Below are 26982 nucleotides of genomic sequence, written 5' to 3' on the forward strand. Positions count from 1 at the left end.
CACCGCCCGAGGACAATTGTCTTCGTGCGGTGGACACCAATAAGACTCTATCAATATTCACGCCCTAGTTCTATTGCGGTTACTTTTTCACTGTTGAAGTGGGAAATCCGGAATGCTAGGGTGAAGTCTTCGAATTTGCAGCGGTATTTTTCTAGTTGGTTTTGGCCGCAGGAGTTGCTGCCGAGCCCATTTTGTTTGTAGTCCAGATTCAAAACTAGATAATCCCTAGGCTTCAAATCGATCGTGTGCTTTGCTTTCTCAAGGTCATCGATTTCAAAATAAGAAGCACTAAAGTTGAACGTTTCATCCGTGATAAACATGAGTCCGTTATTTGCTTGATCCGTAAAGCTTACCCAGTCACAATCTGAACGGTTGCCGTTTTCTTGCGGCTTCACATAATTAGTAAACAACTCCTCGACAGATGAACTGAAAACTCCTAAATGATTTGCCTCCTTTGAATCCGGATAACTTTCACCCGGTCCTCTGCCACGCCATTGGGTTTCAGCAAAATCTCGATTTAGATGCATGTGCACTCCTAAACGCGGGATCATGATCGGAGCATTTTCCTTCACACCGGAGGCAACCCCATTAATACGGCAAACCACATCGCCATCTGGATAAATATTGTAATGATATTGTATTTGATAATACCAAGAACTGTTTGTTGTACCGTAAAGGGTATCCGTTTGCCACTCAAATACTCCGTCTTTCAATTCATATTGGATATCCTCAACAATTTCATGGCCTAAATGCATAAAATATTTCTTGCGATAATCATCTAAAAGATACATATCATTATCAATTGGCGCCCGCCAAAAATTGAACTTCGGTCCCTTTTCAATTTCAACCACACCATTACGGATTACTTGTTTTAATGTTCCTTTGACACAATCAAATGTTACGGTAAAGTCGGTACCGCTGACATTTAGCAATGCGCCTTCCTTTTTAACCTGAAGCTCTCCATCTAAATGAACTTTCGGCATCTTCTCTTTCCCTGGGAGCACGAAGGAAGCATTTGCTAATTCGTGGCCCTTCGCAGCCCATGGTGTATCATGTTTTAGTTTATATGAAAATACTAAATAATAATGGGCACCGCTGATTTTCTCCATATCCTTCCCTGCAGTCAGCTGAATCACTGCTAATTCACGTCCGGCAAGCGCCGGAAGCTCCACAGGAAAGCTTTCTAATAACCTATCATCCTCATAAAGTGAACAGGTTAATTCCAAATGATCCAATGAGAGAAAATCATATCGATTAATGAGACGGAACACACCATTTTCAATATCGATACATTCCGTTTGAACAGGCTCAACCACCTTTTTATATTCAAATAAGCTTGGTGACGGCGTCCCATCTGGCATAATCAACCCATCAATACAAAAGTTGCCATTCGTCGGATCATCACCAAAATCTCCGCCATACCTGTAGTAAACCGAACCATCCTCCGCCACGGTTTCAATTCCGTGATCAAACCATTCCCAAATGAATCCGCCTTGCAGTTTATCATGTTTATAAAATAAATCCTGATATTCTTTTAGATTGCCAGGTCCATTCCCCATCGCATGGGCATACTCACAGAGAATATGCGGCTTTGTCGATTTTTCAATAACCTGATCCATTGTCCGCCTTTCCTTAAAAGGCTCGAGCCACGTGTACATCGTACTGTAAACATCAGTCACTTCTGCCTCAAAATCTCCCTCATAATGGACAAGCCGTGTCGGATCCATTTCCTTCGCCCTTTTGGCCATGGCACGGAAGTTGCTGCCAAATGAGGATTCATTGCCAAGCGACCACATGATAATACAAGGATGGTTTTTATCACGTGCAATCATCCGCTCAAGCCTTGAAACATAAGCCGTTTCCCACGCAGGATCATCGCTGATCCAATCGTAATTTCCAGTCAGTTCAAAGCCGTGGCATTCTAAATCCGTTTCATCAATGACATACATGCCATAAAAATCGCAAAGGTCATAAAGATAAGGAGCATTCGGGTAGTGAGCCGTCCGGATGGCGTTAATATTGTGTTGCTTCATCGTCTTGATATCCCGCTCAATCTCCTCTTTCGTCACCACACGCCCGGTCTTGGGATTATAGTCATGGCGGTTTACGCCCTTAAACTTGATCGCCACCCCATTGACGAGGAATGTATCCCCGGCCAACACAATCGAGCGAAAGCCCACATGCTGATGAATCACTTCTATAATATTTCCATCTGCCATAACCGTCATATAAAGATGATAGAGAGCTGGCTGCTCCGCACTCCACTTTAAAGGTGCAATAATATTTTTACATAAAGGTTCGTCCGCCTTTTTTTCCTCAATAAAAACTTGAATTCCTTCCTGGTCAATTAATTCATAAACAATGGTTTGATCTCGCAGTTCAGTCAATTGAACGGACACTGATAGTGTTGCATCCTCCCATTCACGATCAAACTCCGTTTTTACGGTATAGTCATAGAGTCCAAGAATAGGTCTAGAATACAATTCAACATCCCTGAAAATTCCACTTAACCACCACATATCCTGGTCCTCTAAATAAGTCCCATCTGACCACTGGAATACCCTTACTGTCAAGGAGTTCACTCCTTCACGGCATAAATCAGAAATATCAAATTCAGATTGAATCCGTGCACCTTTACTATAGCCCGCGAATTCTCCGTTTACATACAATTCGAAGGCCGAATCGACGCCATTAAAGCGAAGGATCAATTGCTCTTTGCAAAAGTTACGGTCCAACTTAAATTCGCGCCGGTATATCCCAGTCGGATTATCAGTAGGAACACGTGGCGGGATTATCGGAAAGTTATACCACAAATCCGAATAATGCATGTTTCCGTAGCCCTGCAGCTGCCAGTTCCCAGGAACTGTAATATCATCCCATTCCTTAAGGTCCAATTCATCTTGATAAAAGCCATCCGGCCCATATTCCGGTGCTTCAAGGAAAATAAATTTCCACTTTCCATTAAGATTTTGATAGTAATGAGCTTGACGGGCATCAACAGTTTCTGCCGCCGCACGAGTTGAGTAACTGATATAGTGAGCCCGAGGGGCTAAGCGGCTAATGCCGTCTGTATGGATATCTTCCCATCTCTTTATGTTTTTCATAAGAGTATCACTCCTTGATGTTTATTCTTTTACCGATCCACCCAAAATCCCAGAGATAAAATGCCTCTGCAAAAGTAAGAAAAAGATCATTATTGGAATGGTCGATAAAGTGGTTCCTAGCATGAGTTGCCCATAATCAATCCGCGCCATTCCAATTAAGCTCGATAATGCGACAGGCAGTGTAAACATTTCTTTTGAATTCATCGTAATAAGCGGCCAAAGTAAGCTATTCCATTGGGACATAAACAGAAAAATAGAAACGGCTGCAAGCGCCGGCCTTGTTACTGGGAGAATGACAGTAAAGAATATTCGTAATTCCCCTGCCCCATCCACCCTCGATGCCTCAATAATCGAGTCTGGCACAGCCTTCATATTCTGCCTCATTAAATAAATCGCAAAGGGAGAAGCGAGCGTTGGCAAAATAATCGCTTGATAGGTATTCAGCCAATTAAAGGAGACCATCATTTCAAACAATGGAATCAAGGTTACCTGTGATGGAATCATTAAGGTACATAAAATAATGAAAAAGAATACCTTCTTTCCCTTAAATTGAAATTTGGCAAAAGCATAGCCAGCCATCGCGCTAATAAGCGTGCTGACGAACGTATAAACAAGGGCAATAAATAAGGAATTCCAGAAAATTTTCGCAATCCCTAACGACTCATTCAGGGATTGAAAGTTTTTCGCTAAATAATCACCTGGCAGAAGCTTAGGCGGCAGATGAAAAATCTCTCCTGACGGCAGGGTAGAACCGACCAGCATCCAATAGAATGGTCCAATCGATAAGATGACCCCGGCAATCAATAAACTATAAATCCCTATTTTTTTAGTAGCAATCATTCATCATCACCTACCAGCTTCATTTGGATCCAGGAAATGATGGCCGTAATGATAACGAGAACATAGGCAATCGCGGACGCATAGCCAAAATCGAAAAACTTAAAGCCTGTTTCATATAGATAGAGCGTAATCGTCATCGTGGCGGCATTTGGACCGCCATTGGTCAAAATAAACGGCTCATCAAAAAGCTGCAAAGTACCAATGGTTGACATCACAACGGTAAAAATAAACACAGGCTTCAATTGTGGAATCGTAATCATGAAAAATTGCTTCACTTTTCCTGCTCCATCAATACTCGCTGCTTCATATAATTCAGACGGGATATTTTGCAAACCTGCTAAAAAAATCACCATATTATATCCGGTCCATCTCCAAGTCATAACAAGAATTACCGAGACCTTTGCCCAAAATGGAGTGTTTAACCAAGAAATAGCATCCAATCCTATAAATGATAAGAAATAGTTAACCAGCCCGAAGTGCTCATCTAGTAGAATCATAAAGACAATCGAGGCGGCTACTAGGGCTGTAATCGCTGGCATGAAATAAGAGATTCGAAAAAATGCCTTGCCTTTTAGCATCGAGGAATGGAGTCCCACCGCGATTAATAATGATAAAAAGAGCATGATTGGGACTTGGACGATCAAAATCTGAAAGGTATTTAATAGAGATTTATAGAAAATGGGATCATGGAATAAGCGGGAATAATTAGCAAATCCCACAAATGACTTCTGTAATCCACGAACCTCTTGAAAGCTCAAAATAAACGAAGAAATAACCGGATAGACGGTAAATATTAAGATTAATAGAAATGCCGGCCCGATAAAGAAATAGGGAGCATTTTTTGGAGTTAACACATTTTTTCTCGTTTTGACATGAACGTTTGCCGTGGTATTTACAACCTTTTCTGTCTGATCCAAGCGAGCCACCTCCCTAACTTAAGTAAAAAGAAAGAGCTGAGAGGAGTTGGAACATGACCTCTCAGCTCTCCTTAAAATTATTTTTTGACTTCATTTTCTAATTGTTTTTGTGCATCCTTTAAACCAGACGCCACCGATTTATTTTCAAGTAAAATGGCTGCCTGGGCATTACTTGTTAGAGCACTTGCTTTTGCTAAGTGTTCATTCACATTGATTCTTGGTACTTGATCGACAATATCGGCAAATTTTTTGAAAATCGGGCTATTATGAAAATACTCACTATTGGATGTAAATTGTGGTGCACTGTAGGTTTCCTTCAAGGATGGGAAAAGTCCATATTTTTCAAAACCTAACAATTGTGAGGCTTGATCGGTCGTAAAAAATTCAACGAAGGCATAGGCAGCCGATTGATTTTTGCTAGTTGAAGGAATTAATAAGGACGAACCTCCTACGTTCGCATATCTCGTGCCGCCTTTTTCAAAGCTTGGTAAATAGAAGACATCCCATTTCCCCTTTAAATCTTGAGCCTGGTCCATAATCGAACCCGCATACCAGACGCCATAAGGAACAGTGGCGACACTGCCATTTACAGTTGCGGTTACAATCCCGTCCCAGCCTTTATTATTAAGGATTAGATTGGCATCATGAAGCTTCTTGATGACCTCCATTGCCCTGATTGCTTCCTTGGATTCGAGGGTAATTTTCCCGTCTTTATCAAAATAAGAAAGCCCTTGCTGCTGCATCATCATTTGGAAGACACCGTCATAGTTCGGGATATCAATCGGCAGCATCTGAGCACCCGTTGCAGCTTTAATTTTCTTACCGGCCTCAATATAATCATCCCAAGTTTGGATGGAATTAGGGTCCACATTGGCCTTCTCAAAGTAATCCACACGGTAAAACACACCTGCCGGCCCAATATCCCATGGAGCCGCAATGAAATCTCCATCTTTATTCTGAACGGCCGCTACTTTTGCTGGATTGAATGAATCCTTGTATTGGTCATACCCAAGCTTGTTTAATTTTAAAAATCCTTCGGGAAACTGGTGCAGGTAGCCGGGGATTCGTTCATCCTCCATCAACACCACATCTGGAAGTCCGGATCCTCGTGCCGCAAGACCAACGGTTAACTTGTCATAAAGGTCAGAGCTATTAAAATCCTCCACTTTCACTTTTACGTCCGGATATTTTTTCTGAAAGTCTTTAACCGCTGCTTTCATCGTTGCTGCCGCAACGTCCCATCCCCATACTGTGATGGTTCCAGCTGGATTTTTGGAATCCCCTGATTTCCCTTCATTCCCAGCCGTATTATTGGAGCAGGCGGATAACAATGACAGCAGCAAGACAAGCATCATCGACATGTACTTTTTCATTTAATAGCCCCCTATTTTCTAAAATAATGTCGTTTATTTAACCGATTCACATGTTTCTGTATTTTTTAAATACGTGCGCCAGGTGATACACCATTTCTCTGGATGCTCCAAGTAATCCTGCTCGTCAATTTTGTGAATGGTGCTATTATGCGGGGCAGTTTTGACGATTGCTGGATTTTCATAGGCTTCTTTTGAAATTTGCTCGAGCGCGTGGATATATTCATCTAAATCTTCTTTTGAATACGACTCCGTCGGCTCAAGGGTGAATGGCTGCTTGACGATATATGGGTGATGGCTGGTCCAATAATGCAGACCAAAATCCGTCATCCTTAACGTAACATCCTCAGTGGTTACTCCCGTTTCCGTTGTCAGCTGCTCCCAGCTGTAACGCACCTGCTCAAGGCGGTGTCCTTTGACATATGGTGCACTTGCGCCGCGAATCGCCAACACCTTGTGATACATATAGTTATTGTTCAATACTGCTATTTTCGCAACTTCCTTCAGACCGTTCGCACCGAGAGCGCGAATCCAGGCATAAGCGCGCAGCACCGTTTGGGCGACACCGTGGAAGGAGCGGACCTTTCCAATTGAATGCTCTAAATCGTTCTTCAGAGTATATTTTCCATCAGTAAATTCCACAATCGGCGCTGGCAAGAATTCTTTCAATTCTGCAGTCACTCCAAGGGCGCCGGTTGCCGGGCCGCCGCACATATGCGGTGCCGCAAAGGTTTTGTGAAGATTAAAAAAGCACATATCAAAGCCTGCTTCTTTTGCACGGGTGATTCCTAAAAGACCGTTAGCATTCGCCTGATCGTAAAAACAAAGGCCGCCGGCTTGGTGAACAATGTCTGTAAACTCTTTAATCTTCGAATTGAAAATGCCGGTATCTTCCGGATTTGCCACAACAAATCCCGCTGTCCGCTCGGATATTGCTGCTTTTAATTTTTCAATATCAGGAAAACCGTTTTCGTCTGGATGCAGGGTAATAATCTTATAGCCCTTGACCGCTGCCGTCGCCGCTTGAGATGGGTGGGAGAAAATCGTGGTGATGATTTCATCCCGCTTTTCCCCCTCGCCCTTATGTTCATGGTATTTCCTTACGATTGATGCCATAGCAAACAAAGCCTGGGTGCCACTGCTTGGCTGGAAAGAGAAATAATCCATTCCTGAAATTTCCCTCATGCATAAGTCAAGCTTATGAAAAATCTCGAGCATTCCCTGAACGGTATCATCAGGCTGCAGAGGATGCAGCTCCATCATTTTCGGATCACGAATCAGCAATTCGTTGATTTTCGGAATGTACTTCATTGTACAAGTCCCTTGCCCGATTTCTACGTTAAAATCGGAACCAAGCGTTTCCTGTGATAGTCTTAAGTAGTGTCTTAATACACGCGCCTGGCCAATTTCCGGAAGATTCGGCTTGTTTTTTCGCTGCATTAACGCCGGAATCGCCGATGTTCCATCACCTACTGCCAAGGCAATATGTTCATTAACAGGCGGCAGCTCTACTCCCTTTTCCCCAGGCTGATGAAGTTCGAAAATAATCGGTTCATTCCATTTTGCTTGGTGAAAGTCGCGGGTCTTACTCGTACGTTGAATCCTTTGCATGTGAAAAAACTCCTCTCTATTTCGTTAAAATCTCTTGAATGGATTGAACGAGATGGTCGATATCCTCTTTCGTATGAACCTCTGTTACACAAAACAATGCCGACTGGCCAAACTCAGGAAACTCTTGTGAAAGATCCTTGCCTCCAAAAATCTTCTTTTCTAATAATTTTTGATTAATTTGTTCTACGGTGCAGCCTGACTGATTAAAATCAACGATAAATTCTTTAAAAAATGGTGAATCCAAAAGAGATCCTTTTACACCTTCAATTTGATTTAATTGCTGTTGCGCATACTGGCTATTTTGCATAATAGTTTGACCCACTTCCTGCATACCGTCTGGCCCTAGAAGTGCTAAATATACCCCGGCAGTAATTCCCCATAGGGCTGTCTGTGTTCCGACCGATTCTTTGCCCTTTTCCCTTTGGGCAAATGAAGTCCGCTCATAGGCAACATCGCCAAATCCATATTCTCCTTCCTTCACAGTAGGGACGATTCCAAACAATCGGGATGGATATTCATGGACAAACTTCTCCTCATTACGGGTTGCGATGAAACCTGCCTGACCGCCGCTGTAATTCATGTGCATGCCAAGCGGCTGCAAGTCGCCGCAGACAATATCAGCGCCATAATGACTTGGCGGTGCAAGAACACCAAGTGAAATCGGATCAACCCCAACCACCATTAAGCTCCCATTTGCCTTAAGCAGTTTAGAAATTTCCAGGCCCTGCGCCTCGATAAAACCGAGGTAGGATGGATTTTCAAAATAAACGGCTGCTACATCTTCGGTTAATTTAGACTGTAAGTCTCCTAAATCCATCGCTCCGTATGTCGTATCAAATTGCACAAATTCGAACTCTAATTGCGGTGTGCCGTAGTTGATGATGATTTTGCTCCGTTCCGGTGCGACCGTCCTCGCAAGCAATACCTTCTTCCTTCCTGTAATACGGGCAGCCATTCTCACTGCCGTGGCCGCTGCCTGGCCCCAGTCAAAGGTTGGAACATTGACCACATCCATATCAACTAATTCGGCTACTAAGCTTTGATACTCAAAAAGTGCCTGAAATCTTCCATGATCCTCATAAGGCTCGCCTGCATAGGCGGTTAAAAATTCGGAGCGCTGATTAATTTCATCACAAACGGCCGGAATAAAATGCTGCCAGCAGCCAGCTCCGAGGAAATTGATATATTCCTTCGTACTGGTGTTTTTATTAAGAATTCCTTCAATATGTCGTCTGAGCTCATATTCCGTTAAAGCCGGCGGAAGGTCTAGCGCTTCCTTTAGCTGAAGCTCCTCTGGAATACAAGAGTATAACTCCATAATCGATTCGGCTCCGATAACCTTTAGCATCTCGGCTTGTACTTCTGGTACCATATTCGGTATATAAGGGTGCACCTTTTGTGCCATGACCATTACCTCCTGCAGTTAATTGATTTTTGAATTTTTAGAAAAATTAAGCTAATCCGCCGCCGTCCACTATTAAATCTGTCCCAGTTACCCATGCTGATAGGTCACTTGCGAGGAATAAAACGCCTTTGGCAATATCTCTTGGTGTGCCTAGTCTTTCTAATGGCCTGCCTTTTGCCGATGAAACTAAGAAAGCATCCTCTTTCAGGTTTAGTTGCTTCGCTTCGTCCCTTAATAACGGAGTATCGGTATCACCAGGACAAATACAATTCACCCGGATATTTTGCGGCCCATGATCGATCGCCATTGCTTTTGTTAAATTGACGACCCCTGCTTTCGCCGCACAGTAGGCTGCGGCTTGATCGCCACCCTTGATTCCCCAGCCGGAACCCGTATTGATAATACTGCCGCCTCCGCTCTCTGCCATCAGTGGAATAAGGTATTTGGAAAGTAAATAGATTCCTTTTAAAGAAACATCAATCACTAAATCCCAGTCAGCCTCTTCTAAATCCACAACCGTTTTTCTTCTGATAACTCCTGCATTGTTAAAAAGGACCTCAACGGAACCGTGTTCTTTTTCTAAATAGTCCCTTACGGCGATACAATCTGATGCCTTGGTTACATCACAGCGGAAAAATTCAGCCTTATGATCTTTTGATTGCAGGTCAGCCGCTGCTTTATGGCCATTTTCTTCATTAATATCTAACATCACTACCTTCGCGCCGACCTCTGCTAATAGAGTGGCCGTTGCCAATCCAATCCCAGATGCTCCTCCTGTTACGACACATACTTTATCTTTTAAGCCGAAATAATCTTTCGTTACCATCGTAATACCTCCTGTTTAATCCATTAGTGAATGAGCCAATAGCAGAAAGACACTGGATGTCCATGTGAAAGCCGGGTCCCGTAAGCCTTCGCCCGTAAGAGCATGGAAATTCTCAGCCATTCCTGACTTATTAGCCATAGTGCAAAATTTCTCAGCAACTTCTCGTGCCAATTCCGTTTCACCTGAATCCATTAAACCTTTGTAAATCAGCAAAGTGGTCGGAGCCCAAATCGGCCCTCTCCAGTAGCCATCCTCTCGAAAAAATGGGCTGCTTGGCTTTTCTGTAGCCAAACCAAAATCGGTTAAAAAGCCATTTGAGACTAATCTTGCTACTAAACTTTTTCTAAACGGTTCTGGCAATCTTTTACCAAGAATAATAGGAACATAGAGAACTAGACTTTCGGATTGAATTTCAGCGGGATTTCCAGACCTAACCGCGATAAATCGATCATCCTTCCAAAACAGGCCCATAATTCGGCCCAGCAAATGCATAGATTCACTTGCCCATTTTTCTGCTTCCTCTTTTTTCCCTAATTCTTCGGCTATCTCTGCCAGAACTTCCATTTGTATAAGTAAAAATGATGCTAAATCCGGACTTTTCACCGGTGTTCCTTTATGAAAAATCGTGCTGTTATCCCAGCCGCTGTCATTGCCGTGATTATAGTGCGGGATTCCGTCCCCATCATCATCCCTATACTTGAACCACCATTCTGTCCACTTAACAAGCGGTTCATATACCTCTTGAAGTTTTTCCTTTGTTACGAACGAACGGTTTTTCATAAGTTGCTTTAATGTCCAGCCATGGATTGGCGGTTTCGTAAAATTCCATAAGGCAAAGCGGTTATTCAGAAAATCAGGCAGCATTCCCGATTCATCCTGATGGTCGAAAAATATCATAAATTGGTCCCATGCTAAGTCCGGAGAATTTTCCGCAAGTGCCAGCGCATTAAAGCAATGGTCCCAGCTCCAAATATTCGTCATCCAATTTTTCGACATATACATGGCAGGCCTGTTTAGCAATCCCTCCGGCTGCACCACACAGGACCACGTAATATAGGAAGCTAGCTCTCTCCCATTTCTCCATCTTCCATCACATTCCAGACCGTGCTCATTCCAGGTTCGATATTCCTTCCGGACCAATTCTTGCCCTTCCGAAAAGGCAAGGTACGACCGCTCTTTATAAACCGTAAAGAACTCTTCGATTGCCCCTTCCATTTCCTGTGTTTCTGGATCTGGTAAAAAGTCGGCGATAATTTCTAAACAGCGCTGTTCTTGAAAGGGAGCATCCACCAGGAGAAGACCCTTAATCGGCGTTAACATATAGCGGATTTCCTGACTGGAATGGTTAACCTCCCAGCAGCCCTGATGAGCTGGAACTGCATAATCGTAGGATCCAGTCATCCCAGTTAAGCGGAGTCCTGCCCCTAGACCTCTAACCTGTAATACCCTTGCTTCAGAGATAATAATTTCTACAGAGCCCCCATCTGCCTCCAGCCTTAAAGCGTCAGGAAACATTTGGGACCGATATGGCACAACCTGACCTTCCAATAAAAGCTCGAGGCGAAAAACTTCCCCTAAATCGTTATCTCCATTTCGGATATTACGTAAATAGAGATGGTTTTTATCCTTTCCGTGCAGCGGGGAAATTACGATATACGAACCGTAACGGCTGAACGGAACCTTTGAAATATCAAACATGTTCTGTCTCCTTTCTTATCCCTTGACACCAGACCTTGAGGTATCTTCGACAATATAGCGCTGGGCAAAGAAGAATAAGATCAGCGGCGGAATGCTGATTAAGAATGTCACCGCCATGATGCCCTCCATATCGACGCCAAACATTCCCTTAAATTGAGCGAGACCAAGTGTCAACGTATATTTACTTTGATCATTTAAGAAAACGAGCGGACCAAGATAATCATTCCAGCAGGTTAAAATATTAAAGACCGCCACTAAAATTAAGGATGGCTTCATTAATGGCAGATAAATTTTGTAGTAGATTTGAAATGGATTGGCTCCGTCCATTCTCGCTGCCTCATCCAGTTCCTTTGGAATCGACATAATGAATTGGCGCATTAAGAAAATATAAAACGGTGCTCCAAACCAGGATGGTACAAACAACGGCTTCAACGTATTGATCCAGCCAAGATAATTAAATTCCATATACTGCGGAATCATCGTTACCTCCCATGGAATCATCATCGAAGAAAGGAGGACGATAAATAAAAAATCCCTTCCCTTGAACTTGAATCTGGCAAAACCGTAGGCTACTAATGACGATGAAAGAAGCTGTCCGATCGTCGACATTCCTGTCACGATCACGGTATTAATAAAAAATTGATTAAACGGCTGGGACATCCAAGCCTCTTTAAAATTGCTCCATTCAAACTTTGATGGAATCCATTTTGGCGGGAACAAGTAAAGTTCCTCCGGCGATTTCACTGAAGTGCTCAACATCCAGAAAAACGGTGCTATAAACAAGAGTGAAAAAAAGATTAATAGGATATAAATGGTTGTTTTCTCAATTCTTCTTTTAGTTTTCATGCGAGACGCTCCTGCCTAGTCTTGGGTCATGCCGACTATTTATTTTTGACTTCTCCTTCGTAATACACCCAAGCAGATGATGACTTAAATACAATAAGCGTTAACACTAAGACAATGACAAACATAAACCAAGCATTAGCAGAGGAATAGCCCATTTTAAAATACTTAAATGCATTCTCATACACATACATCGCATAGAAGTAGGTGGATTTGAGCGGGCCTCCGCCCGTTAATACTAGAGCCAGCGTTAGTTGCTGAAAGGCGCTGATGATTGTTGTAATTAAATTGAACAAAATTGTCGGTGTTAGCATCGGAATCGTTATCTTGAAAAATTGCTGAATTTTATTTGCCCCATCAATCGAAGCCGCTTCGTATAACTCTCCGGGAATCGCCTTTAGTCCTGCTAAAAAGATGAGCATCATCGTGCCCTGCCCCCACAGGCTGGCAATGACCATCGCGATTAAAGCCCAGTTCGGGTCATTGAGCCAATCGGGACCCTTTACCCCAGTAAGGGACAAAAAGTAATTGAGAATCCCATATTCTCCGTTATAGACCCATGCCCAGATCATTGCCAGGGCGACACCTGAGATAACTGACGGTAAATAGAAGAAGGTACGGAAGAATGAGTACCCTTTTACCTTTTGGTTTAATAGAATGGCCAAGAAAAGGGCGGTAATGATATTAAGCGGGACAAAAAGGGCAGCAAACTTTACTGTTACCCCTAATGACTCCCAAAATAACGGGTCTTCGGTAAACATAGTCTTATAGTTATCTAGACCAATAAACTTTGCCTCGCCAACGATTGGCCAATCAAAGAAACTAATAAATAGGGAGTAAAGCAATGGTCCGAGCGTGAAAGCTAAAAATCCGATGATCCATGGTGCGATAAAAAGGAGGGGGACAATGATGTCCCACCGTTTTTTTGTTTTTTTGATGGTTTCGACAGGTGCAGCTGCGGCATAAATAGGTTTCAACAAAAACACCTCTTTTTATTTTTTACTGCCCAACGTATTTCTCTGAGTCTTTCACTGCTTTGTCCATTAATTTATCGGCGTCCTGGCCAAGCATGACGGCATTTATGGCAGCTGATAGATTTCGGTTGATTTCATCCCAGTTTTTGTTTAACAGGAATGCCGGTGTATCGTTGGATCTTTCTAGCATTTTGTAGAATGGACTGATTAATGGGTCTTGTTCGGTTTTCATTTCTTTTACGACACTGATGCGAACTGGTAAATCTGCTGTTCTCATTTTGATCGCTTCAGCGGAGGAATAGAATTTGACAAATTCCCATGCCAACTTTTTGTTTTTAGAGTCCTTAGCAACGGAAACTGCAGAAGAAGCAATGACCCCTTTAACTGGTTTCCCTTTAAAAGCTGGCATTTCCACTGTTCCAAAATTAACCTTTGCTTCTTTAAAGCCCTCTAAAGGCCAAATGCCGCTTTCCCACATCGCAATCTTTCCTGCTTTAAAAATATCATCGCCGCTTTGTTGGTTTTTACCGCCTACAAGTACAGCACTTTTATCTTTCACCATATCTCCGAACAATTTGATGGATTCAATCGTTTCCGGGCTATTCATGTAGCCATTGATTTTCTTTCCATCTTCACTGATAAAGCTTGAGCCATTGCTCCATACAAATCCTTGAAGATCATACGTATCCGGCTCTGGTCTTACCCCAAATCCATATTGCTTCTTCGCTGGATCTGATAATTTTTTAGCTGCTGCTTTAAAGTCATCCCAGGTCCAGCCATCCTTAGGATAAGGAACACCCGCTGCATCAAATAAATTCTTGTTATAGTAGACTACCCTTGTCGTAAATCCAGCTGGCATTCCGTACACTTTTCCATACATGCTTGAATAGTTGAAAAGGCCTTGGTAAAAGTCGTTCATGTCCATTTCCGCATCGCTTTTGATAAAGTTATCAAGTGGTTCAAGCGATTGAAAATAGGCTGGAAAATTCCACATATACATGACATCAGGAGGATTTTTCGCTCCAAAGGATGCAGCCAGCTTTTGATCAAAGCCATCGCCGTACGCTTCAACCTGCACTTTTACGTTCGGGTTTTTTTCTTCAAATTTCTTCGCAATTTCTTCTTGAATTTTCAAGGCTTCACCTGAATCCCAGGTTGCAAAGCGAAGGGTGGTTTTTCCTTTGCTATCCTTTGCTGTTTGATCAGATCCGCTGCTCGATTTATTGTCTGAACAAGCGGCTAAAGCAAAGACCAAAATCAATGCCAGTAATGTCGTGAGCCATTTTCTCATCTAAAATCCTCCTCTTTTTTCTGTAAACATAATAGAAACCGCTTTCATTGTAACGTGAATGAAAGCGGTCTTGAACTTAATTTCATCTTATTCTTTTGGTAATATTGTTTGAATTTTCTCAAAAACAAGGGGAATTTGTTAGCTTCCATTCGTCTTTTTGTTTTGCCGGTAATCCGATGGGGTAACACCGAAACATTTTTTAAACCATTTGCTTAAATATTTTCCGTCCTGAATGCCAATCTTCTCCCCGATTTCCTGCAGGGTTAAAGACGTATTTTCAAGCAGGTCGCAGGCCGCCTGGATTTTTATTTTTTCAGTAAAGGAAATAAAGCTTTCCCCGACCGTTTTTTTAAACATCGTACTAAAATGACTCCGGCTTAATCCTACTTCATTTGCGATATAGGTGGAAGGAAGAGATTCATGTAAATTTTCCACAATGATTTGCATGGCTTTTTGGATTGGCTGCGGCCAGTCCTTCATCGAAATCTTAAATTGTTTTTCAAAGTTTAACTGCCGGTATAGGGCTGAAACTCCGTTCATCCATTCCGTTATCCCTTGATTAGAGCCATTTACGTTCCAACGGATGGAGGCATCTTTGCTTCTAGCTTCAACCAGCTGATGTTCAAACTCCACTTTGGCTGTTTCCGGGATAAAGATAAAGGCTTGGTCTTGGCCGCAATGGATCTTTGCCATTTGTTTTTCCCCAACAGGCCATTTTTTATGAAAATTTAGTCCGTTTACGAGAAAAATAGAAAAGGGTTCCTGCATCCATTTCCAATCTTCAAGAAATTTCTCGTCTAATTGTGCAAGAAAGGAATTTTCAAAACCACATAACCATTCATAAAAATCCTTTTCTAATGATGTGGAAGATTGATTTTTACCGGAGCTCGTTAATTCATTTTCAAAGCGTTCCAGGTATTCCTCAAACTGCTGGTCTTGAAAGGCTGTTTTCAAAATATAACCGGAAGCGCCAATATTCATCCCCTCTTGTGCATATGAAAAGTCCCGGTGGCAGCTTAACAATAATATTTTTACGGCAGGAGAATTCTCTTTTATTTTTCTCGCGAGTTCAATTCCAGTCATTTCGGGCATGACAATATCTGTTATGACCACTTCAGGGGAATGCTCCTGGAAAAGCTCCCATGCCTTTTGCCCATTTGGAGCATCGGCAATAACCTCCATATTAAATTTTGCCCAGTCGACTGTGGCGATTAATCCCTTTCTTACAATCAACTCATCATCTGCAAGTAATACTTTAATCATTACAGCTGCCTCCTTTTTGGCCATTTTATCTTAAAAATTGTCTTTATTCCTACTACAGATTCAATAGATAAGCCATATTCTGATCCAAAATGGAGCCTTACACGCTGATCGACATTATAAACGCCAATTCTTCTTCCTTTTTCATCAGGATGTGCCGGAGCTAACAGTTTCGTTGCCGTTTCTTCATTCATGCCCTTTCCATTATCCGTTAAGGTTAGTTCTAAATGGTCAGGTTTTGCGGATACTATGAGTTCGATTCTTCCCTGCCCGTCTTCAAAGGCATGAAAAAAGATATTTTCAAATAGCGGCTGCAGGGTCATCCTCGGGATCAAATAGTCCAAGCATTCAGAATCGATTTTTTCGCTATATTCAAAGGTAGGTCCATAACGAACCTCTTGAACTTTCAAATAATGCTTAATCGTCTCAAGTTCTTTTTTCAACGGAATTAACTCGTCCGAAAAATTTAAATTCTCATGGAGAACCTCTGTCAAATGATAGATCATTTCTTGAACCTCTTTTGTTCCTGCCAGCCTTGCCTTCCACTGAATAGAGTTTAAGGTGTTAAATAATAAATGCGGATTAATTTGATAATGGAAAGCCCGCAGCTCCGCCTGTCTTTTTAACCGTTCTGTCTCGCTCATCTGCTCGATTAAGCCTTTAATTTGATTGACCATGTCATTGAAGCTTTGAGCCAGTACCCCTAATTCATCCTTAGAGGTAACCGCAATCTGTGTATTTAAATCCCCTTCACTTACTCGCTCCATCGAGAACTTCAGGCGTTTGATTCTTTTCGACAGCGGGACTGAAAGAAATACCGCCAGAATACAGACTAAGAAAATCGAAAATAAAATGGCCAATAATGTATATTGGTAAATGACATTGGAAGATTGATAATAGTATTTTTGTGGTATCCGGACAGCGACATCCCAGCCATAGGCTTCAAAATGATTATTCCAGACAATATCGGACTTTAATTTTTCGGGAGCCTTTTTTGTTTGATATACAACTTGATGCTTTCCATTTTTAAGAGTGATAGAGGCATGGAGTTTATTTTCTAAAAAGTTAATATAAGAAAACAATTCCTCTGCGTTTGTTTCGACCAATAGTTTACTTCCCTTTAATACACCAAACTGACTTTCAATCGGGAAAACAAGTCCCATAATCTTTTCATCTTTTCTTCCGGTGTAATAATGGTCTGAATTATAAAACCCGATCCACAGGTCCCCCTCTTTTAGGCTATTAGCTTCTTTCCAGAAGGGCTTTTGAAAGAGCTTATGAATATCAACACGATCATTGCCATAATAGTAGCCTGTGTTGGTGATTAAATAGATTCCCTTCGTATTAAACGTCTTATGTGCTTCTAAGTATCTTTCAAAGTTTTTATTTTCAATAAATCCCGCATACGTACGGGGCATTTCCTCTTTTAATATGACCAGAGTAGGATCTGATAAATAATGATTAATATCCTTTGAAATGACATACATTTGCTCAAATGTATTTTCGATTTGTTTGTCGAGCTGGGAGACTGAAAATTTTTCATACTCGTTATATTGTTTATTTACGATTTCCGAGGATTTTTCATAGGATAAATACCCAAATAGCCCTAATGGAATCAGAGCTACCATCAGGAAAAACAATACCATTTTTGCACGAATGCTGCCAAAAGACAGCATTTTCACTTTTATAGCTATAATGTTTAGAAAGTTTTTCATCGGAATCACCTTATGAGGTTTCTTTAAACCTAATAATATCAAAAACATTAAAAATAGAGTGAAAATATTATTGCGGAAAAAAAAGGAGAAATAGAAAAAGTGAAACAGAAGGACGAACCCTTCCATTTCACTTTTCACGCTTCTTTAAGGATTAACTTTTGTGTTAAATACTTGTTTGCCGTCTTTATATTCTAAAACGGTTGCTGATTTTACTGGGTTATGATTTTTATCGATTGTTACAACACCGGTAACTAGAGATAAGTCTTTTGTTTGTGCTAAAGCATCTTTGATCTTAGCTGTATCTGTGCTTCCTGCACGCTTAATGGCATCTGCTAATAGATAAACAGTATCATAGCCCAGAGCATTGAACGCATTTGGTGCTTCGCCATTGTACTTTTCTTTGAAGGTAGAAACGAAATCTTGAATCTTCTTATCTGGGTCTTCAGAAGAATAGTGGTTCGTGATGAATGTGTTATTTAATGAATCAGCACCAGCTAATTCTACTAGCTTTGGAGAATCCCAGCCATCTGCACCCATTAACGGAACGTTAAGACCAAGTTCACGAGCCTGCTTAATGATTAAGCCCACTTCTTCATAATATCCTGGAATAAAGACGAACTCCGGATTTTTAGATTTGATACGAGTTAGTGTCGCACGGAAGTCTGTATCCTTCGCAACATAAGCTTCTTCCGCTACAATCTTACCGCCTTCTTTTTCAAATGTTTCTTTGAAGGATGCTGCTAAACCTTTAGCATAGTCACTGGCACTGTCAGCAAAAATAGCTACATTTTTCACCTTTAATTCTTTCGCCGCAAAATTAGCTGCTACTGTTCCTTGGAATGGATCAATGAAAGAAGTGCGGAAAACATAATCGTTTAATTTCCCTTTATCTGTGACCGTTACATTTGGACTTGTACCAGAAGGACTTAATAAAACTGTTTTTGTATCATTGGCGATTTGCGCCTGCGCCACTGTGTCACCGCTTGTTGCTGCTCCAATGATTGCTGTTACTTTGTCTTGGCTTGTTAGTTTAACTGCGCCGTTTGTTGCTTCAGCTGCTTCTGACTTATTATCCACCTCTACAAGATCAAGCTTTTTGCCATCTACTCCGCCTTTTTTGTTGATCTCAGCAACAGCAATATCTATTCCTTTTTTCAGTGACTCCCCGTAAGAAGCGACGCCACCTGAAAGCTCTAAGTTTACACCTACTTTAATTGTATTTCCCCCCGCTGCATTTTCCTTTGGAGCGGAACATCCTGCTAATACACCGGCCAATAATGCTGAGGCCATAAACGTCTTTGCCCACTTTTTCTTCATCATGTGTGACTCCCCCTATCTGATTTTTCTGACAAAACAAATCGTGGAATGGTACCATATCATTTTATAAATGTTTTTGTTTAGTCAATCTATTTAAATAGTATTCTAGTACATGTTTTTATTTTCGTCTAGTATATTATTTTATTTATTTAAATATTTCTGAAATTATTGATTTATCTGTAATTTTGGTAGCGTTTTCATTTGGAAAGGCTATATAGAAATTATACTAATCAGGGATTTCTATTTGAAAAAATAACACTAAGCCTATTTCTAAAATAATAGTTTCATTATCTTACATATCTGCTAACAGAAACGTTTTTATTATTGCAAAAAGTGGAAAACCCGCTGACTCAGACTCAGCGGGTTTCCGAATTTAAATTATTGGAAATTCCAGTATCCATCCAGCTTTTTAAAAAAGCGACTTTGATTCGTTTCAAGGAGGTTTACCATATATGGTGTTTCCCCCTTTTCTATTAACACCTTTTCTACACAACCTTCATCGATAGGCGTACAGAACAACAGATTTGTTCCAGACAATTCGATTTTTCTGCATCTGGCCTTTAATTCTTGGTCAATAAACTCTGCACCAGGCTGAAGATTCAACATCCGACCCCATGTTTTCATCGTTTGTTCCAAATCCCGTACGGCAAAACCGACATCCGCAAATCTTGGCTGTCCCAGGCTATGATTTCCTATTAAACCTTGCTTTTCTAATTCTGACATTCTCTGTTCATCAGACTTTTCCCATTGAATAAAAAAAGGAAGTGCAAGCTCATTGCCGGTGATTTCCGGGAACAACAGTGACCATTTAATGATTTCACCATCTGCTCGAGCTCTTTCTCCTGGGATTGGACCATAAACCGTAAACCCATCCGCTTTTAGCTTTATTGCCAATTTTTCAATGCTATCGGTCCGAATAGCAATTCTAGCAGGGCCCTCCCCGCTTGCTTTTGGCAGTTGTTCGACGATATGGGTTATCAACCGGTTTTCATCATGCTTTTCAGCAATCGATTCATTTTCAATCCCTAAAAACTCGATATAGCTTAAGCCAAAGTAGCTAAGCGTATTATAGGTCCCCCATTTTTCATGCCGACCGCCATTCGCTGCGTGAATTCCCATTTGTTTAAGGATAGGAGTGGCTTCCTCTGGCTTCTTAGAAAACCAAACTAGATGATCAAAAGAAAATTTCATTGCTGCACCCTCTTTATTTTTCTAATTCAAATTGATATCAGGTTACACCTTCAACCTGTTTAAAGCCTTCCTGAATATATAAGGCCTGTGCCCGCTCATTTTCTCCGTTGACGGAAAGGATGGTTCTTTTATAGGAGTTTTCTTTAGCAAATTGAAGAGATGCCCTTAATAACTGTCTTCCCAAGCCCTTGCCTTGGTATTCCGGCAAAATAGCCAGCGGGCCGATATTCATAATTGGGGCATCCTCGTATTCGTCTGCCGCTCCCCTAACGACACCAACAGGTTTTTCTTTATGAAATAGGAGGATCATTCCGCCTTCAAGGTAATCACTGCTTGAAGCCATCTTTGCCACCATTTCTGGCGTGACAGGTGTTTCATTTCCTTTAAGTGTTGCGAAACCGGCATTTCGTACTTCACACCAAATTTCTTCATCTTTATTTGGTATAAAGTTTCGAATAAAATAATCTTCTGGCAAACGAACTTCAGGTATGTCCATGTCCTCTCGAACCAGCAAAAAGGCATATCGTTCCACTTTAAAATTCTGCTTCTCCATCATCTCCGCTAATGGCTTATTTGCCAATGGGATAAAAATAAACACCTTTTCTAATCCGCCAGTATGTTTTATAAGTGATCCTAGCAGCTGATAGTAGAGTTTTCGATCATTGATTTCTGAATGAAAAATACGGAAGCGAGCCCTTTTGCCTCTTCGATTGTACTCATCCATGATCAACGAAGCTGCGGCTCTGATCTCCCCATTTTGATCGGTCACAATGTATGTAGGATTTTCGGAATCCGGCTCAAATCTTTTTAAATGCTCGTCATATAAAAAGGAATCATCGACTTCTTTTCTATACTTCTTGCAATATTCAACGAAATCCTTAACTCTAGCACTTTTCAAGGCTTCTATTTTCATTTGCCCCTCACCCCTTTTATCGTTACGCCATCCCCATTTTATCAAATTAATTTTATCAAAAGTACTGAATATTGCGAATAAAAATAGAGCGTGAATCCACGCTCCATTCGATTAGGCACCTTTAAGATGAAATATGAAGGTAGTATAATCATTTTTGATCAGCGGAAGTCTGATACCTATTTTCATTAGCTCATCACCATAGTATTCGTTCAATCCTTCGTCTATTCTGTACTTCATCGACGGATGAAGTCCGGACAGTTTAAGACGGATAAAGGGCGGGTTCGGTTCTGCCAGTGTTTTGTAGTAAAAAACAACCGCCTCTTCCTTATTTGGTGCCACGTACATCCATGCTGTATCCATTCCTTCAAATGGACTTAACAGTCTGAACAGGTCGCCAAAGCAAACGAGATCTTTGATTTGATGGTATAGTTTGATTTGCTCGGTAACTACCTTTTTATCAGGGCTGCTAAGCTTATCTATATTTAATTCAAAACCAAAATTGGCGGCCATGGCCACATGGCATCTCATTGTTAATGGAGTTACTCTTCCTACCTGGTGGTTCGGGACATCGGAAACATGGGCCCCCATTGTAATCGCTGGGTAGACGATGCTAGTTCCATATTGGATTTTTAACCTTGCAACTGCATCGGTATTATCACTCGTCCAGGTTTGAGGCATGTAATAGAGCATGCCTGGATCAAAGCGGCCGCCGCCGCCGGAGCAGCTTTCAAACAAAATATGAGGGAATCTCGTTGTCAATGTTTCCAGTATCCGATACAGCCCAAGCATATAGCGGTGGGCTGTTTCCATCTGCCTCTCGGGTGGAAGTGCAGCCGATCCCACTTCGGTCATATTGCGGTTCATGTCCCATTTTACATAGGAAATACGGGTGCTGGTGAAGATGTTGGTGAGTGTTTCAGTGATATAATCGCATACATCTGCTCTGCTTAAATCTAAGACTAGTTGATTTCTTGAAAGTGTCCGGTTCCGTCCGGGTACATGAAGACACCAATCGGGGTGTTTCCGATATAAATCACTGTCTGGGGAAATCATCTCCGGCTCTACCCATAGACCGAATTTCATTCCCTTTTTTGTAACATATTCAGCAAGTCCAGCTAGACCATTGGGCAGTTTTTTCTGATAAACATGCCAATCGCCGAGAGAAGTCTTATCATTGTCACGATGCCCAAACCAGCCGTCATCGAGAACAAACAGTTCAATGCCAAGCTCTTTTCCTGCATCAACAATTTCCTTTAACTTTTTTTCGTTAAATTGAAAATAAGTGGCTTCCCAGTTGTTGATGAGAATCGGGCGTGTTTTATCACGGTACACGCCGCGGCATACTCTTGTGCGCAATAATTTATGATACGTTCTTGACATTCCGCCTAGACCCTCTGATGAGTAAACCATTAATGCCTCTGGTGTTTGAAAGATATCTCCTGGGATTAATCGCCACTGAAAATTAAAGGGGTTAATTCCGATCGAGAGCCTTGTAGTTTGAAAAGGGTCTACTTCAATCGAGGCTTGGAAATTCCCGCTGTAAACAAGGCTGAAACCATAGACTTCCCCATGCTCCTCGTTCGCGTTTTTGGAAAGTAAGGCAACAAAAGGGTTATGCTGGTGGCTGCTCGCCCCTCTTGAGGAGGAAATGGATTGAATCCCATGGTTTAATGACTTTCGCTCGATATGACGCTCGCGTCCCCATGTTCCATATAGATGAAGCCAGTCCCAATTAGATTGGTGGAAATCGACAGACGTGCTCATACATTTCAGAATTTCAACTTTCTGGGTGCCAAGGTGTTCAAACGAAACCGATCTTGTAATTACATCAAGTTCTCGGTAAATCGTATAATGGAGATTCATCCCAATTCCTAGGATGGAATCTACCATGGTGATAATTAGCGTTTCCGCCTCAGACTTATCTTCGATATATGCTTGGGGAAGTCCCTTTAGATTGGGTCTTCCTTGAATGATCTCATGTGAATCATAGACAAATTCCGTAACAGTAGACCCATCTGATGTATGGAGCTGGTAAGCTGGTGTCCTGAAATCTCCGTTACCAGACGCTGGATATTCCTGTGGCAGAGTATCGAGTGAAAATGCAGGGTTTTCTGGTTCTGTTGTTGGCGAAAATGCCCTGCCTTTAAATTGGAGGATGGAAGATAGCTGCAGCGCATGAACCCGCTTTCCCCAATATAAATGGGCCGGATATTTTCCATGAACAATCTGAATTAGATAGCTTATCTTGTTATTGTATAAATGGAAGATTCCTTCCTTTTCATTCCAAGTGATTGGCAATCGGCTCTTTCCCTCCTATTGTTTATTTATATTTAGGCTCTGTTATATTTGGCTGTTGATTTCCGCTCCAGACGCTCGCTTTCCGCGGGCGTGCCGGGGAGCCTCCTCGGCGCTTTGCGCCTGTGGGGTCTCCCCAGCCCCGTACTCCCGCAGGAGTCGAGCGCCTTCCGCTCCAATGAACAGAGGATAAAAAACAAAACTATCGTTTAACAGAGCCTATATTTAAAACAATGTAATATTATCTGTTTATGTTACCTGCTTTTTGTATATGCTATGTTCGAAATGAAATTGGAGGTGTTTTTATGTCAGAGCTAGAGCCAGTGGAATATGAAACAGGAACTGCCGTGCGCGATTATGACATTATTGAGATTACACAAACGGCAATGGGATATGAAGTACTGCTTGATATTAACTTAGACAGCGGTTATTCGCTAACTGGAACAAAGCTGGAAATTACGCATGAGGATTTACAGGGATATGAGACGAACGAAGTGGAAGAAGGCATTAAATATGCATTAGGATTTTTTGGACATATATCTCATTAAAAAAATGTAATCAAACGTTTGATTAGTTTTGATGCAGCGTTACTTACCCATGTTGGACAAGGACTCAAGTCCGTTTAATCAAACGTTTGATTAGTTTTTGAAGCAATGCCGCTAACTCTTGTGTCACAAGGATCCATGTCCATTTAATCGAATGTTTGTTTAGCTAAAAACAAACATTGAATAACAGAAGAATCTGGTTCATTTACCCAAAACCGAAGATTATCGCTCTCTCGGGCAATGAAAGACCTGTTCATTTACCCAAACGAGAAAAAAGTGTTCGCACAGTAAATGAAAAACCATTTCTAACAACCTAGAAATTTAATCAAACGTTTAATTAGTTTTTCTGCATACAAAAAACCCTTGTGTACCAAGGGTTCAAACCTAGTTAATCAAACGTTTGATTAGTTTTTCAAAGTTCAATTGTATAGTGTTGGTCATTGACCTGACCATTTGTGAATACCCGCTCAACATACTGTATTTCTCTATCTGACATTAACATAATCGTAGAGCTTCGAGTTCCATAGTGCTCGCTTTTGATAAACAAGGGAGAGAGCATTCTTTCAAGCTCTAATGGAACACCTGTGTTTGGTAGTAGTTCATCTTGAGCTGCTTCGGAATATTGGAGAAGCGTAAAAAGATTTTCAACCATATCCTCCTGCCTTCCACCGATAATTTTTGATAAACCATCCTTACCAATCTTTACTTTTGGCCATTCAGTATTTAATAAATGATTACTGACACCATAAATACCAGGCTCTAGCTTTTGCAGCTCATGCCCAATATTTGAATAATAATAGAGTTCATCAGCATTTCCTGCTAGTAAGTTATAGCCCGGATACTGCGCATTGTTTTCCGCAAGCTTTGCCATATAGTTCTCTAAGTTTCCATCGTATTTGAGAGCATCTGCCACCAATTCTCCGCGTGAGCGTTTTCCCTCCGTAACTTCTTTGGGGTTGCGATAATTGGTCAATGCGGCAAAACGTCCAAGGCTAGTCACTCCCATCCACGTTCCCATCTTTTCTAAATCCCTTCCGGCAAGAATTTCCGGGCTATCCTCCCAAAAATGAGCCGGTGCAGTTGGCCGCTTATAAAACTCATCTCGATTTGCCGCCACAACCAACTTATATTCCGGATGAACATTATAGGCAAACAAAATTAAACACATTAACAACCACAGCCCTTATATCAATTTTATAAAGAAATTAAATCGGCTTATTTTGCCAGCGGCAGTTTGATTTCAACCAGGGTTCCCTCATTTTCTTTGCTGGTGTAGGTAATGGTGCCGTTGTGCTGTTTGATGATTTTGTGGCAGATCATGACGCCGAGGCCCGTTCCTTTTTCTTTTAGGCTATAAAATGGTTCACCTAATTTTGGAAGCAGTTCTTCAGGAATCCCGCATCCCTGGTCCTGAACGGAAATAACGCAATCACCTTCTGCACCCTTTGAAAGGCTGATATGAATATCGCCGCCATTTTTCATGGCTTCCATTGCGTTTTTAAGTATGTTTAGAAACACCTGCTTTAATTGATTTTTCTCACCGGTAATAAAATAGGAGGATTCTTCGGACTTCAGCTGAAATTGAATGTCGTACATTAAAGCCTCAGGAGCCATCAGCTCAAGGGTATTTTCAATTAAATCCCGTACATTTATCCGGTTAAGCTGGACCGCTTGCGGTTTTCCTAATGATAACAGCTCAGTAGTAATCGATTCAATCCGTTCTAGTTCACTCAATAACAATTCATTAAAATCAAAGGTCTGAATCCCGCTTTTATAAAGCTGCACAAACCCTTTTATTGTTGTAAGAGGATTTCTGATTTCATGGGCCACTCCGGCCGCTAACTCTCCAACAATTGATAATTTTTCAGACTGCAGGAGAATTTCTTCCGATTTTTTTCGTTCAGAGATATCCCGGCTAATGATAACAATATGCTCAATGGTTTGTCTTGCACCCTCCACTGGCATACAACGAGACTCAAATTCGATCCAATTTCCTCCTCTATGCCTGAGACGGAATTCCATCGAGTGTGACTCTTTATTTTCAAACATCCTATTTACAGCGGTTTTAAAGAGACAGACATCATCCGGGTGGATAAACTTACATAATTCAACTTTTTCCAGTTCAGTACTCTGGTAGCCTAAAACTGACACATGGGAAGGCGAAAAATAACTAATGCTATGATCTTGGTTCATCACCATAATTAAGTCTGATGTGTTCTCAGCAATCAGCCGATATTTGGATTCACTCGTCGCAAGCGTCATCTCCATTTGCTTTTTCCCTGAGATGATTCTATACAGCTTCATATAGGACTCGATTAATAGTCCTCCAAGGATAACTCCCAGCATTACAAACAACATATAAGTAATATGAAAAGATGGTTTATCCCTAAATACATTAAAAATGAATGGGACCGTAATGACATATATGGCCACATATGAACCAAATAGGATAATACATTTTTTCACTGGTGTTAAATGTTTAAACAAGAAATGTACAATGAAAAAAACAATCAAAATGAATAGCCAACCACTAATGGCAGGTGACCAATGGCCGCTGGAAAAAAGCCTAGCCGCCAGTGCACAAGTCCCTGCAAGTGCTCCTGCCACCGGGCCCAGGTAGGCAAAGGTTAAAATAACCGATGCATATCGTATATCATATGAATATCCTTGATGTTGAAACGATAACATAACTAGAATAATTGCTACCAATCCGGCATATAAACCGCCCCAAAGGCGTACCGGCTTGATCAGCTTATCTTTAAAGAATGACTGGATCACTAATGGAGCGCTTACCAATAGTGAAAAAATTGAGAGATTACTAATGTAGTCAAATAGAATCAACAGACTCCCACCCATACTTCGTTGAA

Annotated in this window: 20 protein-coding genes; 1 reads left to right on the forward strand and 19 read right to left on the reverse strand. The window is 41.4% G+C overall.

Translation table 11 applies throughout. The features are described from left to right. Window positions 1-50: 50 nt before the first annotated feature. The 17 genes from ebgA to AC59HZ_RS25905 form a co-directional block, all read right to left on the reverse strand. Window positions 51-3104, reverse strand: a complete 3054-nt coding sequence (ebgA, locus tag AC59HZ_RS25825; RefSeq protein ID WP_496548629.1) for a beta-galactosidase subunit alpha — start codon at window positions 3102-3104, stop codon at window positions 51-53. Between the two features lie 21 nt (window positions 3105-3125). Beyond that, window positions 3126-3944, reverse strand: a complete 819-nt coding sequence (locus AC59HZ_RS25830; protein WP_496548630.1) for a carbohydrate ABC transporter permease — start codon at window positions 3942-3944, stop codon at window positions 3126-3128. Then, entirely contained in the window at window positions 3941-4798 is an 858-nt protein-coding gene (locus tag AC59HZ_RS25835) for a carbohydrate ABC transporter permease (protein WP_496548734.1), read from the reverse strand. The genes AC59HZ_RS25830 and AC59HZ_RS25835 overlap by 4 nt, the downstream gene beginning before the upstream one ends. A gap of 140 nt (window positions 4799-4938) precedes the next feature. Continuing rightward, window positions 4939-6234, reverse strand: a complete 1296-nt coding sequence (locus AC59HZ_RS25840; RefSeq protein WP_496548631.1) for an ABC transporter substrate-binding protein — start codon at window positions 6232-6234, stop codon at window positions 4939-4941. Between the two features lie 33 nt (window positions 6235-6267). Further along, entirely contained in the window at window positions 6268-7842 is a 1575-nt protein-coding gene (gene gcvPB, locus AC59HZ_RS25845) for an aminomethyl-transferring glycine dehydrogenase subunit GcvPB (RefSeq protein ID WP_496548632.1), read from the reverse strand. Window positions 7843-7858: 16 nt separating this feature from the next. Then, window positions 7859-9247: an aminomethyl-transferring glycine dehydrogenase subunit GcvPA gene (gene gcvPA / locus AC59HZ_RS25850; RefSeq protein ID WP_496548633.1), complete on the reverse strand. Its 1389-nt coding sequence runs from the start codon at window positions 9245-9247 to the stop codon at window positions 7859-7861. 46 nt (window positions 9248-9293) lie between these two features. Further along, window positions 9294-10073: an SDR family NAD(P)-dependent oxidoreductase gene (locus tag AC59HZ_RS25855; protein ID WP_496548634.1), complete on the reverse strand. Its 780-nt coding sequence runs from the start codon at window positions 10071-10073 to the stop codon at window positions 9294-9296. A gap of 15 nt (window positions 10074-10088) precedes the next feature. Beyond that, the gene (locus tag AC59HZ_RS25860; protein WP_496548635.1) at window positions 10089-11771 is read right to left on the reverse strand and encodes an amylo-alpha-1,6-glucosidase; all 1683 of its coding nucleotides are present in this window, start codon (window positions 11769-11771) and stop codon (window positions 10089-10091) included. A 15-nt stretch (window positions 11772-11786) separates the two neighbouring features. Next, entirely contained in the window at window positions 11787-12617 is an 831-nt protein-coding gene (locus AC59HZ_RS25865) for a carbohydrate ABC transporter permease (protein ID WP_496548636.1), read from the reverse strand. Between the two features lie 35 nt (window positions 12618-12652). Further along, window positions 12653-13552 (reverse strand): carbohydrate ABC transporter permease, encoded by a 900-nt coding sequence (locus tag AC59HZ_RS25870; protein WP_496548735.1) that lies wholly within the window; start codon window positions 13550-13552, stop codon window positions 12653-12655. Window positions 13553-13613: 61 nt separating this feature from the next. Then, window positions 13614-14879 carry an ABC transporter substrate-binding protein gene (locus tag AC59HZ_RS25875; protein ID WP_496548637.1) on the reverse strand — a complete coding sequence of 422 codons (1266 nt, stop codon included), beginning with the start codon at window positions 14877-14879 and terminating at the stop codon, window positions 13614-13616. A gap of 138 nt (window positions 14880-15017) precedes the next feature. Further along, the gene (locus AC59HZ_RS25880) at window positions 15018-16142 is read right to left on the reverse strand and encodes a response regulator transcription factor (protein WP_496548638.1); all 1125 of its coding nucleotides are present in this window, start codon (window positions 16140-16142) and stop codon (window positions 15018-15020) included. Further along, complete coding sequence (locus AC59HZ_RS25885) at window positions 16142-17854, reverse strand: sensor histidine kinase (protein WP_496548639.1); 1713 nt, start codon at window positions 17852-17854, stop codon at window positions 16142-16144. Before AC59HZ_RS25885 ends, AC59HZ_RS25880 begins: the two co-directional genes overlap by 1 nt. A gap of 144 nt (window positions 17855-17998) precedes the next feature. Next, window positions 17999-19174, reverse strand: a complete 1176-nt coding sequence (locus AC59HZ_RS25890; protein ID WP_496548640.1) for an ABC transporter substrate-binding protein — start codon at window positions 19172-19174, stop codon at window positions 17999-18001. A gap of 375 nt (window positions 19175-19549) precedes the next feature. After that, window positions 19550-20362 carry a VOC family protein gene (locus tag AC59HZ_RS25895; protein WP_496548641.1) on the reverse strand — a complete coding sequence of 271 codons (813 nt, stop codon included), beginning with the start codon at window positions 20360-20362 and terminating at the stop codon, window positions 19550-19552. Between the two features lie 37 nt (window positions 20363-20399). Then, window positions 20400-21275 (reverse strand): GNAT family N-acetyltransferase, encoded by an 876-nt coding sequence (locus AC59HZ_RS25900; protein ID WP_496548642.1) that lies wholly within the window; start codon window positions 21273-21275, stop codon window positions 20400-20402. A 111-nt stretch (window positions 21276-21386) separates the two neighbouring features. Beyond that, window positions 21387-23573, reverse strand: coding sequence for an alpha-galactosidase (locus AC59HZ_RS25905; protein ID WP_496548643.1), 2187 nt, complete (start codon window positions 23571-23573; stop codon window positions 21387-21389). Between the two features lie 302 nt (window positions 23574-23875). Between AC59HZ_RS25905 and AC59HZ_RS25910 the strand changes: the two genes are divergently transcribed. Continuing rightward, the gene (locus tag AC59HZ_RS25910) at window positions 23876-24118 is read left to right on the forward strand and encodes a hypothetical protein (protein WP_496548644.1); all 243 of its coding nucleotides are present in this window, start codon (window positions 23876-23878) and stop codon (window positions 24116-24118) included. A 409-nt stretch (window positions 24119-24527) separates the two neighbouring features. On the opposite strand, the gene AC59HZ_RS25915 is transcribed toward AC59HZ_RS25910, so the two are convergent. Next, window positions 24528-25271, reverse strand: coding sequence for an NRDE family protein (locus AC59HZ_RS25915; protein WP_496548645.1), 744 nt, complete (start codon window positions 25269-25271; stop codon window positions 24528-24530). Between the two features lie 59 nt (window positions 25272-25330). Continuing rightward, entirely contained in the window at window positions 25331-26956 is a 1626-nt protein-coding gene (locus tag AC59HZ_RS25920) for an ATP-binding protein (protein WP_496548646.1), read from the reverse strand. Between the last annotated feature and the right edge of the window lie 26 nt (window positions 26957-26982).

It is taken from the genome of Neobacillus sp. DZ-9 (assembly GCF_059587065.1).